9 protein-coding genes are annotated in these 11,548 nt (G+C 67.2%); 2 read left to right on the top strand and 7 right to left on the bottom strand.

The genetic code is table 11. The features are described 5' to 3' along the window. Positions 1-235: 235 nt before the first annotated feature. From BN10_RS08625 to BN10_RS08595, 7 genes are read right to left on the bottom strand one after another with little or no spacing between them, the layout of a single operon-like run. Entirely contained in the window at positions 236-652 is a 417-nt protein-coding gene (locus BN10_RS08625; protein ID WP_010850853.1) for a cupin domain-containing protein, read from the bottom strand. Continuing rightward, positions 652-918 carry a DUF6457 domain-containing protein gene (locus tag BN10_RS08620; protein ID WP_010850852.1) on the bottom strand — a complete coding sequence of 89 codons (267 nt, stop codon included), beginning with the start codon at positions 916-918 and terminating at the stop codon, positions 652-654. Before BN10_RS08620 ends, BN10_RS08625 begins: the two co-directional genes overlap by 1 nt. Then, complete coding sequence (gene narI / locus BN10_RS08615; protein WP_010850851.1) at positions 915-1,664, bottom strand: respiratory nitrate reductase subunit gamma; 750 nt, start codon at positions 1,662-1,664, stop codon at positions 915-917. The genes BN10_RS08620 and narI overlap by 4 nt, the downstream gene beginning before the upstream one ends. After that, complete coding sequence (narJ, locus tag BN10_RS08610; protein ID WP_010850850.1) at positions 1,661-2,413, bottom strand: nitrate reductase molybdenum cofactor assembly chaperone; 753 nt, start codon at positions 2,411-2,413, stop codon at positions 1,661-1,663. The genes narI and narJ overlap by 4 nt, the downstream gene beginning before the upstream one ends. Further along, positions 2,410-3,960, bottom strand: a complete 1,551-nt coding sequence (gene narH, locus BN10_RS08605) for a nitrate reductase subunit beta (protein WP_010850849.1) — start codon at positions 3,958-3,960, stop codon at positions 2,410-2,412. The genes narJ and narH overlap by 4 nt, the downstream gene beginning before the upstream one ends. A 1-nt stretch (position 3,961) precedes the next feature. Then, positions 3,962-7,660 (bottom strand): nitrate reductase subunit alpha, encoded by a 3,699-nt coding sequence (locus tag BN10_RS08600; RefSeq protein WP_010850848.1) that lies wholly within the window; start codon positions 7,658-7,660, stop codon positions 3,962-3,964. A 50-nt stretch (positions 7,661-7,710) separates the two neighbouring features. Beyond that, positions 7,711-8,424, bottom strand: coding sequence for a helix-turn-helix transcriptional regulator (locus BN10_RS08595; protein ID WP_010850847.1), 714 nt, complete (start codon positions 8,422-8,424; stop codon positions 7,711-7,713). A 189-nt stretch (positions 8,425-8,613) separates the two neighbouring features. Between BN10_RS08595 and BN10_RS08590 the strand changes: the two genes are divergently transcribed. Next, on the top strand, positions 8,614-9,954 hold the full coding sequence (locus BN10_RS08590) for an MFS transporter (RefSeq protein WP_010850846.1): 1,341 nt from the start codon (positions 8,614-8,616) through the stop codon (positions 9,952-9,954). Positions 9,955-10,031: 77 nt separating this feature from the next. Continuing rightward, positions 10,032-11,423, top strand: coding sequence for an MFS transporter (locus tag BN10_RS08585; RefSeq protein WP_010850845.1), 1,392 nt, complete (start codon positions 10,032-10,034; stop codon positions 11,421-11,423). Positions 11,424-11,548: the final 125 nt, after the last annotated feature.

Raw genomic sequence — 11,548 nt, 5'->3', positions numbered from 1 at the left:
CCCCCCCCCCGCCGCGCCGGCTTCAACCCGGCCCAGCACGGCTGATCCCCTACAGGACGACCAACCCCGCCAGACCCGGGCCACCCCACCAACCCCCGTCAGTCGAGAGGGAGCAAATCGCGGGCAGCGCAACGCGCTGCCCGCGATTTGCTCCCTCTCGACCCGGGGGAAGCGGGGGGAGGGGCGCTGGCAGGGGCCGCGGCGGGGCGACCTTGGGAAGGGTGGGCGAAGGCCCTCAGGAGCGCGCGGGCGGGGTGACGGTGAGCAGGAAGACGCCGTCCTCGAGGCAGTCGACGGCATGCCGTTCGGGCGGAATGGCCACCAACTGGCCCGGGCCGCAGATCCACTCGACGTCACCGGCATACAGCCTGAAGCGACCCGAGAGCACGTGCAGCGAGGCGGCCGGTGGCGAGGAGTGCTCGGCCAGGCCAGCGCCAACGGTCAGGGCCACGAGCAGTGCACGCTGGCGCTCGCTCTTGAGGACCGGAGCGCTCGCCTTGCCGCGGGCGTCGGCGCGCGCTTGGGCCAACAGCCCCTCCCCGTATGCCGTGAGGTCGACCACCGCCGGAGCGCCCGGTTCGCTGGGGATCGCCTCCCATGGTGCGGGTGCGTCCTCGGCTGGGCGACCACCGATGGAGATGCCCTCTGCCATCACGCCTCCTCTTCGTGGCGACCGTGAATGGTCGACTCCAGCACTGCCCTGAGCGCACCCACGTCAGCGCCCTCGCGACCGCCGACGGCAAGTCCGAGGATGAAGGCCCCGACCGGTGCCATGGGGCGGTCGTAGCCATGGGCGATGCGCTTGGTCAGCCCGTGAATGGTCTTCACGTCGACGAGCGAGGCGTCGACATCGAGGGCGTCACAGGCTTCCTCGATCCAGTCGTGCCACTGGGTCTCGGCAGCAGCCAGGTCGCTCATCGCTTGGCGTCGTCGAGGCTCGGGCGCTCCCACGTCGGGCTGCCGCTGCGATTGCCCAGGCCGTCCTGGACCTTGCTGCCGCGGGACCGGTAGACGATGTAGGGCCGGGTCAGGTAGCCGACCGGCGCCGAGAAGACATGCACCAGCCGGGTGAACGGCCAGAGCGCGAAGAGCGCGAAGGCGAGGAGCGCGTGCGCCTGGAAGCCCAGCGGCGCACCCGTCATGAGTGAGGCATCGGGCTGGAACCAGAAGATCTGGCGGAACCACGGCGAGACGCTCTCGCGATAGTTGAAGTGGGAGTCGAAGATGACCGACGCGACAGTGTTCCAGCAGCCGAGCAGGATGACGCCGGCCAAGAAGAGGTACATGACCTTGTCCATCGGGGTCGTTGCCTTGAAGACGGGACGCACCGTCCGGCGACGATAGATCAGCATGACCAACCCGACGAAGGTCATCGCACCGGCGACGAGCCCGCCGCCCAACGCGAAGGCGTGGTAGGTCTCCTCGGAGATGCCGATGGCGTCGGTCCACCCCTTCGGCAGCAGCAGGCCGATGATGTGACCACCGACGACCCCGAGCATGCCGAAGTGGAAGAGCGGGCTGCCCCACTTGAGCAGGTTGTCCTCGTAGAGCTGGCTCGACCGCGTCGTCCAGCCGAACTTGTCGTATTTGTAGCGCCACCAGTGGCCGACGACGAAGACGGCCAGGCAGAGGTAGGGGAAGATCACCCAGAGAAAGGTGCTCATCGCGGGGCTCCTACGGGAATCGTGGATCCGAGGGACTGTGGTCCCGGGTGGAAGGCGTCGGCCGAACCACTCTGTGGCACAGCGACATAGGGATCGAGGGCGCCGTCGATGCCGACCTCCTCACTGGGCGGGCCCGCGGCGATGAGGCGCGCGAGGGCCTCCTCGTCGGTGCCGTCGAGCACGGGCAGGGTCGCCCGCAATGACTCGACGACCGGCAGCCAGCGGGACTTCCGCTTGGCCAGGGCGCGGTGCAGGAGCTCGATGGAGACGCGGTGGTCGGTGAGCAACTTCCAGCCGGCCTCACGGTCGGTCAGCGCGGCGAACTCGAGCACGATCGGCAGGTAGTCGGGCAGCTCGGCATCGGCGTCGTCCAGTTCGACCCCGCTGGCCCGGAAGGCCTGCTTGAACTGCACGAGGGCCACGCCGCGGCGCCGGGTGTCGCCGCACGTCGCGTAGGTCAGGTGCAGGGCGCACTTGCGCGTCACGTCGAAGGTGTCGACGTAATCACGCTGCAGCACACCGAGATCCGTGGCCTCCACCTCCGAGAGGTATGCCGTGAGCCCGCCTCCCAGCGCCGGCGGCAGCGCCGCCGCCACGGACGCCAACTCGGCTGCGCGGCATACCAAATCGTCGGTGGGATAGTCGAGGAGGAGCGAGACCAGCTGCCAGGTCGCGGCGACGTCGTCCGATGCCCACGACGGCTCGGCGCGGCGGTGACGCTTCCAGACCCGATCGATGAGGGCGGTCATGCGTCGTCCTTCATGCGGGCCGTGCGAATCCGCAGGTCCTCGACCGCGATCCGGACCTCGGGTCCGGACCCGACGCCAAAGGGTTCGGCGTCGCCACTGTGGTCGTAGGCGGAGACGGCGCAGTCGGTGCCGATCTCCTCGAGGCGGTGGGCCTGCTCGGCGTGCGCGGTGGGGATGACGTAGCGCTCGTTGTACTTGGCGATCGCGAGGAGACGGAACATCTCGTACATCTCCTCCTCGCCCATCCCGACGGCCTCGGGGATCGAAGCGTCGGGGTCGCGGCCGAGGTTGATGTCGCGCATGTAGGACCGCATCGCGGCGAGCTTGCGCAGGACACCGTTGACCGGCTCGATGTCACCGGCGGTGAAGAGCCCGGCGAGGTACTCGACCGGGATGCGCAGGGCGTCGATGGCCCCGAAGAGGTTGCCCATCTCCTCGGCGTCGTGGCCGGTGTCCTTGACGACGTCGACGACCGGGGAGAGCGGCGGGACGTACCAGACCATCGGCATGGTTCGGTACTCCGGGTGGAGTGGCAGGGCGACCTTGTAGTCCTGGATCAGGCGGCGCACCGGGCTCTTGCGGGCGGCCTCCATCCAGTCCATCGGGATGCCCTGCTGCTCGGCAGCCCGCTGCACCTCGGGGTCGAAGGGGTCGAGGAAGCAGCCGAGCTGCGCCTCGTAGAGCGCTTGGTCGTCCTCGACCGAGGCCGCCGCGAGCACCTTGTCGGGGTCGTAGAGGATGATCCCGATGTAGCGCAGCCGGCCCACGCAGGTCTCCGAGCACACGGTCGGGATGCCGACCTCGATGCGCGGGTAGCAGAAGGTGCACTTCTCGGCCTTGCCGGTCTTGTGGTTGAAGTAGACCTTCTTGTAGGGGCAGCCGCTGACGCACATGCGCCAGCCGCGGCACTTGTCCTGGTCGACCAGGACGATGCCGTCCTCCTCACGCTTGTAGATCGCGCCGGAGGGGCAGGACGCCGCGCACGCCGGGTTGAGGCAGTGCTCGCAGATGCGCGGCAGGTAGAACATGAAGGTCTTCTCGAACTCGAACTTCACCTTGTCCTCGATGCCCTTGAGCATCGGGTCCTTGGGGGCGTACTCCTGCGCGCCGCCGAGGTCGTCGTCCCAGTTGGCCGACCACTTGACGTTCATCGTCTTGCCGGTGATCAGCGAGTGTGGCTGTGCGACAGGGAAATTCTTCTGCAGGGGGGCATTGAGCAGGGTCTCGTAGTCGTAGGTCCACGGCTCGTAGTAGTCGTCCATCCCCGGCATCTTCGGGTTGCTGAAGATGTTGAGGAGTTTCTGCAGGCGGCCGCCGGTCTTGAGTTGGAGGTGGCCGTTCTTCAGGGTCCAGCCGCCCTTCCACTCCTCCTGGTCCTGCCAGCGCCGGGGGTAGCCCAGGCCGGGCCGGGTCTCGACGTTGTTGAACCAGACGTACTCCATGCCGTTGCGGTTGGTCCACGCCTGCTTGCAGGTCACCGAGCAGGTGTGGCACCCGATGCACTTGTCGAGGTTCATCACCATTGCCATCTGGGCCATGACGCGCATGTCAGTACTCCACCTTCGCAGTCCGCTTGCGGATCGTCGTGACCTCGTCCCGGTTGTTGCCGGTCGGGCCGATGTAGTTGAAGAAGTAGGCGTGCTGGGCGTAGCCGCCGATGATGTGGCTGGGCTTGACCAGGATGCGCGTCAGCGAGTTGTGGATGCCGCCGCGCTTGCCGTCGGTCTCGGTGAGGGGCACGTCGATGAGCCGGTCCTGCGCGTGGTGCATGTAGACCGTGCCCTCCGGCATCCGGTGCGACACGATGGCCCGGCAGGCGACCACGCCGTTGCGGTTGACCGCCTCGATCCAGTCGTTGTCCTTGACCCCGATCTTGTCGGCGTCCTCGACGGACATCCAGATCGTCTGGCCACCGCGCGAGAGCGAGAGCATGAAGAGGTTGTCCTGGTACTCACTGTGGATCGACCACTTGTTGTGCGGCGTGAGGTAGCGGACCGAGACCCCGAGTTCGCTCTGGGTGCCGACCGGCGACTCGCCGAAGAGCTTGGTCATGTTCAGCGGTGGTCGGTAGACCGGCATCGCCTCGCCCATCCCGATCATCCAGTCGTGGTCGAGGTAGAACTGCTGGCGACCGGTCAGGGTGTGGAAGGGCTTGGAGCGCTCGATGTTGATCGTGAAGGGGCTGTAACGCCGCCCGCCCGTCTCCGACCCCGACCATTCCGGGGAGGTGATGACCGGCACCGGCGCCGCCTGGGTGTCGGCGAAGGTGATCTGCTTGCCCTCGTGCTCGGCCGACAGGTCGTGCAGTTCGTGGCCGGTGCGCTTCTCGAGGAACTTGAAGCCGTGGGTCGCGAGGTGCCCATTGCAGGTGCCGGAGAGGTACATGATCGCCTCGGCGACCTGGATGTCGGTCTCCATCTTGGGTTGGCCGGCCGCGACGCCGGTGCGCACCGTGCTGAAGCGCTCGCGCAACTGACCCATCTCGCGTTCGACGTTGTAGGCCACGCCCTTGGTGAGCATGCCCACCTTCTCCATGAGGGGGCCGATCGCGATCATCTTGTCGTAGATCGCGCCGTAGTCGCGCTCCACCTCGACGAGGGCCGGAAGGGTCTTGCCGGGCACCGGCTCGCACTCACCCTTGCCCCAGTCGAGGACGCGCCCGTGGACGGTCGCCATCGCCTCGGGGGTGTCGTGCCAGAGCGGCTTGGCGACGACGTCCTTGCGGACGCCGAGGCGGTCCTTGGCGAGTTCGCTGAACCTCTTGGCGATGCCCTTCCACGTCTCCCAGTCACTCTTGGACTGCCACGGCGGCGCGATGGCCGGGTTGAAGGAGTGGACGAAGGGGTGCATGTCCGTGGTGTTGATGTCGTGCTTCTCGTACCACGTCGCCGCGGGCAGGACGACATCGGAGAAGAGCGTCGAACTCGTCATCCGGAAGTCGAGCGTCAGGAGCAGGTCGAGCTTGCCCTCGCCCGCCTTCTCCGGCCACACGATCCCCTCGGGACGGTGCTCCTCACCGGCCTCGGTCGCCTTGACCGCGTTGTCGGTGCCGAGCAGGTGCTTGAGGAAGTACTCATTGCCCTTGGCGGAGGAGCCGAAGAGGTTGGCGCGCCAGAGCGACAGGATGCGCGGGAAGTTCTCGGGCGCCTCCGGGTCCTCGATCGCGAACTTGAGTTCGCCCGACTTCAGCTGCGCCGCAACGTATGCCGGTGCGGCCACTCCCGCAGCCGCCGCGTCGTCCGCGACCGTCAGGCTCGACTTGTTGAACTGCGGGTAGGACGGCGCCCAGCCCAGGCGGGCGGCCTGCGCGAGCAGGTCCATCGTGCTGCGACCCTTGAAGAGACCGGTGCCGCCGTTGATGTCGTCGGCGTCGAAGGTGTCGTAGCGGTACTGACTGGTGTTGACATACCAATAGGCCGTCTGGTTCATGTGCCGCGGCGGCCGCACCCAGTCGAGGGCAAAGGCCATGTGTTGGAAGCCCATGATCGGGCGGACCTTCTCCTGCCCGACGTAGTGCGCCCAGCCGCCACCGTTGCGGCCCTGGCAGCCGGTGATCGAGGTGAGGACGAGCATCGCCCGGTAGATCTGGTCCGAGTGGTACCAGTGGTTCGTGCCGGCACCCATGAGGATCATCCCGCGACCCTTGGTGTCGATCGCGTTCTGCGCCCACTCGCGCGCCAAGCGGGTGATCTGCTCCTCCGGGACGCCGGTGATTGCCGAGGCCCACGCCGGGGTGGCTGCCGCCGCCGCGTCGTCGTAACCGGTCGGCCAGGTGCCGGGCAGCCCCGCGCGCTCGACGCCGTAGTGGGCGAGCAGAAGGTCGAGAACTGTTGTCACGAGCCGGTTTCCGACACGGTGCACCGGCACGCCGCGCACCTTGTCGGCCATCGAGCCGTCGGGGGTGTCGAAGCGCGGCAGGATCACGGTGACGGCCTCCTGCGTTGCCGAGCCCGCGGCATACATGCTCAGGCGTGGGGTGACGTCACCGAGGTCGAGATTCCACTTGCCCATCCCCTCCTCGCCGTAGCGGAAGCCGATCGACCCATTGGGGGCGACGACCTCACCGGTCGCGTCGTCCATGACCATCGGCTTCCACATCGCGTTCTCCGAGGACGCCTGGGCGTGACCGTCGACATCCCCCGCCACGAGGAACTTGCCCGGCGTGTAGGCACCAGACCCGTTGTCCTCCAACGTGATCAAGAAGGGCACGTCGGTGAAGCGCTGGTTGTAGTCGGTGAAGAAGTCGATGGACCGGTCGACGAAGTACTCCTTGAGCAGGACGTGACCCATGGCCATCGCCAGGGCACCGTCGGTGCCGGGGGCGGTCGTCACCCACTCGTCGGCGAACTTCACGTTCTCGGCATAGTCCGGCGCGACGGCGATGACCTTCTGGCCGCGATAGCGCGCCTCGGTCATCCAGTGGGCGTCCGGCGTGCGGGTCAACGGGACATTGGAGCCCCACATGATGAGGTAGCCCGCGTCCCACCAGTCGCCGGACTCGGGGACATCGGTCTGGTCACCGAACATCTGCGGCGAGGCGTTGGGCAGGTCGGCATACCAGTCGTAGAAGGAGAGCATCGGGGCGCCGATGAGTTCGTTGAAGCGGGCGCCGGAGGCATAGGAGACCGGGGACATCGCGGGGATGGGGGAGAAGCCGGCGATCCGGTCGGGGCCATGCGCCTCGATCGTGTGGACGTATGCCGCGGCGATGAGTTCGTCGACCTCGGCCCACGTCGACCGGACCAGGCCTCCCTTGCCGCGCACGCTCTTGTAGGCGCGCGCCTTCTCGGGGTCGGTGACGATGCTCGCCCAGGCATCGACCGGGTCGGGGTGCTCGGCCTTGGCAGCGCGGTACATCTCGAGGAGGACCCCACGCACATAGGGGTAGCGGACCCGGGTGGGGGAGTAGGTGTACCAGGAGAAGGCCGCGCCGCGGGGGCAGCCGCGGGGCTCGTACTCCGGCTTGTCCGGGCCCGTGCTGGGGTAGTCGGTCTGCTGGCTCTCCCAGGTGATGACGCCGTCCTTGACGTAGACCTTCCAGCTGCACGAACCGGTGCAGTTCACGCCGTGCGTGCTGCGGACGACCTTGTCGTGGGCCCAGCGGTCGCGGTAGAAGGAGTCACCCTGCCGACCACCCTGGTAGTCGATGGTCCGTCGGTCCTGCGACACCGCAGCCTTGGTGAAGAACCGTCGGGTGCCGACGAGGGCCGAGATGAGGGGACCGTCCAGGCCCGGTTCGGTGGTCATCGTGGAATTCCTTCGTGTGAGGGTGGTCTTGCCACCCGATGGTTGCAGAGTCAGGGGCGAAGTGGCAGTGAAGCGGTGACATGGGCGCGGCACAGGTTGGGTGCCACGAAGGGCTCCAGGCTGACTTCGGCCTCGCCCTCGCCGAGTTGCTCCATGGCGCCGGCGATCAGGCCACGGTGGATGCCGCAGACGACCGCGGGGTTCTTCTTGGCCAGGTCGATGAAGGGACAGTGCGCCAGGTTGATGCGGGCCGTGCGCCCGCCCTCGGTCAGCGAGACCTCGGGGGTGTAGCCCCACTGGCCCAGGACGTCGACCATCGCGCCGACCTTGCCCATCCAGCGGCCCGGCGTCTGGGCGGGAGGTTCGTGGCTCTCGGGCACGTGCTCGACGGCCCAACGGCGCCCGGCCTCGTGCGGCGTGGGTGGCTCGCCGTCCTCACCGGGGCGCAGGACCTCGGCCAGCAGCTCGGCGAGCATGGCCACGCCTTCGCTGTCGCGACGGTCGGTGGCCAGCGATCCGGTCGCCGCGGCATACACCTTCTTGGGGCGGCCGGCCCCGCCGCTGCGCAGGAAGGAGGAGGTGAGCAGGCCTCCGGCCTCGAGTTGGTCGAGGTGGAAGCGGACCGTCGTGACGTGGAGGCCGACGATCTCGCCGAGTTGGGCGGCCGTCATCGATCCCCGGGTCGTGAGGGTGTCGACGAGCAGGCGGCGCACGGGGGAACCGAGGAGGGTGGCGACGTCGGGCGTGGTGGTGCTCAACGGCATCCCTTCCTCTTATTTGAATGACTTTTGTCCTTTATATATCTTCGTCGATGGCGGGTCAAACGAATCGTCGAAACCCGCGCATTGTGCTACGGCGCACGATCACTGAGGTTTGCCTGATTTGTGGAGGGCATGGCTCGGGTGTACCTTCCTCTTGGTTTAGAGGAAGACAGTCATTCAAATGGAGGAGACATGACCACCGCCGCCGGCGTCGAGACCAAGGGCAGCGCGACCCGCGTCCTGTGGATGTCGACGATCGCCTTCACCTTGATGTTCGCCGTGTGGCTCATGTTCGGGATCCTCGGCGTGCCGATCCAGAAGGAGTTCGGCCTCACCGACCCACAACTGGCCTGGCTGTCCGCCGTCGCCGTCCTCAACGGTTCCCTCTGGCGCCTGCCGGCCGGCATCCTGACCGACCGCATCGGGGGGCGTGTTGTCACCATCGCGATGCTCCTGCTCACCGCGATCCCTTGCTTCTTCCTCACCCGCGCCGGGTCATATGCCGTGTTGCTGGTGCTCGCCTTCCTCGTCGGCTTCGCGGGCAATCTCTTCTCGGTCGGCATCGCCTGGAACTCGGCGTGGACGCCGAAGGAGCGCCAGGGGTTCGCGCTCGGCGTCTTCGGCGCCGGCAACGTCGGCGCCTCGGTCACCAAGCTCCTCCTTCTGCTCGTCCCGGGCATCCTCGCCGGCACTGCCGGCCACGTGTACTTCGGGATCTTCAAGGGCGGCTGGCGGATCTTCCCCGCGATCTACACCGTCGCGCTCGTCGTCGTCGCGATCCTGACCTTCGTCATCGTCCCGCGCCGCGACAAGATGGCCGGCGAGGGCAAGCCGATCCGCGAGATGCTCGTGCCCCTCAAGCACATGCGCGTGTGGCGCTTCAGCCTCTACTACGCGGCCGTCTTCGGTGCCTATGTCGCCCTGTCGGCCTGGCTGCCCAAGTACTACGTCGACAACTTCGGCATCGAACTCAAGGAAGCCGCGCTCCTCACCACCACCTTCATCTTCCCCGCCTCGCTGCTGCGACCCGTGGGAGGCTGGTTCAGTGATCGCTTCGGGGCTCGCCGCGTCATGTACTGGACCTTCGGCGTCATGCTCCTCGCCTCTGGCCTGCTCATGATGCCCAACGGGCACATCGTCATCGCCCACGCCGATGGGTCACAGAGCAACCACCTGGCCTACTCGATCAGCCTGCCCGTCTTCGCCTTCGTCGTCTTCGTCCTCGGCTGCGCCATGGGCATCGGCAAGGCCGCCGTCTACAAGCACATCCCCGAATACTTCCCCGACAACGTCGGCTCCGTCGGCGGCCTCGTCGGGATGTTCGGGGGCCTGGGCGGCTTCTTCCTGCCGCCGCTGTTCGCCTACTCCAAGCAGTGGAGCGGCTTCCCGACGAGCACCTTCTTCGTCCTCTTCCTCCTCACCGCCGCCTGCGCGATCTGGATGCACTGGACCGTCGTGCACATGCTCCACAAGGAATCCCCCGACCTCTCGCGGCACCTCGAGTCCCCCTCGGGCGCCGCCACCGCCAGCTGACACCACCCCCGACACCCATCGATTCCCCGGGACCCGCGCCCCGCGGCATACCGGCTCAACCGCAAGGAGAGAAGCACATGAGCACGAGCACGGCCCGCAAGGGCGAGTGGCTCGAGGCCTGGGACCCCGAGAACGAGGCCACCTGGGACTCCAAACTCGCCTGGAAGACCCTGTGGATCACGACCTTCTGCCTGACCCTCGCGTTCATCGCGTGGTTCCTGCCGAGCGCGATCATCCCCAAGCTGGCCTCCGTCGGCTACACCTTCACCAAGGGCCAGCTCTACTGGATGGCCGCCATGCCCGGTCTGGCCGCCGGTCTGCTCCGCATCCTGTGGATGGTCATGCCGCCCATCCTGGGCACCCGCAAGCTGGTCACGATCACCACCCTGCTGCTCATCCCCTCCACCCTCGGGTGGGGTGTGCGCGTCATGGAGCCGACCGCTCCCTACTGGGAGCTCATGGTCCTGGCCTTCCTCGCCGGCATCGGCGGTGGCGCCTTCTCGGGCCTGATGCCCTCGACGTCCTACTTCTTCCCCAAGTCCAAGCAGGGCACCGCGCTCGGCCTGCAGGCCGGCATCGGCAACCTCGGTGTCTCGATCGTCCAGCTGCTCACGCCCTACCTCATCGCCATCGGTGCGCTCGCGGTCTTCGGCGGCAGCCAGCAGATGAAGTTCCCGGGCAAGCCCGACCAGACCGTGTGGTACCAGAACGCGGCCTTCGTCTGGATCCCGCTCATGATCGGTGGCGCGGTCCTGGCGTGGACGATGCTCAAGTCGGTCCCGATCAAGGCCAACATCAAACAGCAGTTCGACATCTTCAAGAACCAGGATACCTGGTGGATGACGATCCTCTACATCATGACCTTCGGCACCTTTTCGGGTCTGTCGGCGCAGTTCGGCCTGCTCATGATCAACCTCTACGGCGCCGGCAACGCGGAGATCGTGTCGGGCTCGGGTGCCGCGGCGAAGGTGCTCGTCGCCGGGTATGCCGTGCCCGAGGCCGTGAAGTTCGTCTTCCTCGGCCCGCTCATCGGTGCCGTCGCGCGCTTCGCCTTCTCGCCGCTGACCGACCGCATGGGTGGCGCGATCTGGACGCTCATCTCCGGCGTCGGCCTGATCGGCTCGATCATCTACACGATCCCGGCGCTCACGCCGGACACCTCGTCGGCGGCGGCCCTGGATGCCGGCTTCAACCAGTTCCTCTACGGCATGCTCGCGATCTTCCTCTTCGCCGGCATCGGCAACGCCTCGACCTTCAAGCAGATGCCGATGATCTTCGAGAAGCGGCAGGCCGGAGGCGTCATCGGCTGGACCGCGGCGATTGCTGCCTTCGGGCCGTTCCTCTTCGGTGTCGGCATCAACTTCCTTGGTGTCGTGCCGTTCTACTGGATCGGAGTTGTCTGGGCCGTCGGTTGCGTCGTGCTCACCTGGTGGCGGTACGCCCGCAAGGGTGCGCCCAAGCCCAGCTGAGGTTCGCCCCGCTGGCTCGTGTCCACCCGCACTGGGCTCCTACTCCACCCGCACCTGGGCCCTGCCCACCCCCACGGGCTCAGTCCACCCCCGCCAGTCGAGAGGGAGCAAATCGCGGGCAGCGC

This window comes from Phycicoccus elongatus Lp2 (assembly GCF_000367525.1).
Lineage (GTDB): Bacteria > Actinomycetota > Actinomycetes > Actinomycetales > Dermatophilaceae > Phycicoccus_A > Phycicoccus_A elongatus.
This window is presented reverse-complemented; position numbering and strand designations above follow the sequence as displayed.

What these genes read in the sequence shown, in the direction of transcription:
- BN10_RS08625 (WP_010850853.1), bottom strand. Translation starts at nt 652, where the DNA reads ATGGCAGAGGGCATCTCCATCGGTGGTCGCCCAGCCGAGGACGCACCC.
- BN10_RS08620 (WP_010850852.1), bottom strand. Translation starts at nt 918, where the DNA reads ATGAGCGACCTGGCTGCTGCCGAGACCCAGTGGCACGACTGGATCGAG.
- narI (WP_010850851.1), bottom strand. Translation starts at nt 1,664, where the DNA reads ATGAGCACCTTTCTCTGGGTGATCTTCCCCTACCTCTGCCTGGCCGTC.
- narJ (WP_010850850.1), bottom strand. Translation starts at nt 2,413, where the DNA reads ATGACCGCCCTCATCGATCGGGTCTGGAAGCGTCACCGCCGCGCCGAG.
- narH (WP_010850849.1), bottom strand. Translation starts at nt 3,960, where the DNA reads ATGCGCGTCATGGCCCAGATGGCAATGGTGATGAACCTCGACAAGTGC.
- BN10_RS08600 (WP_010850848.1), bottom strand. Translation starts at nt 7,660, where the DNA reads ATGACCACCGAACCGGGCCTGGACGGTCCCCTCATCTCGGCCCTCGTC.
- BN10_RS08595 (WP_010850847.1), bottom strand. Translation starts at nt 8,424, where the DNA reads ATGCCGTTGAGCACCACCACGCCCGACGTCGCCACCCTCCTCGGTTCC.
- BN10_RS08590 (WP_010850846.1), top strand. Translation starts at nt 8,614, where the DNA reads ATGACCACCGCCGCCGGCGTCGAGACCAAGGGCAGCGCGACCCGCGTC.
- BN10_RS08585 (WP_010850845.1), top strand. Translation starts at nt 10,032, where the DNA reads ATGAGCACGAGCACGGCCCGCAAGGGCGAGTGGCTCGAGGCCTGGGAC.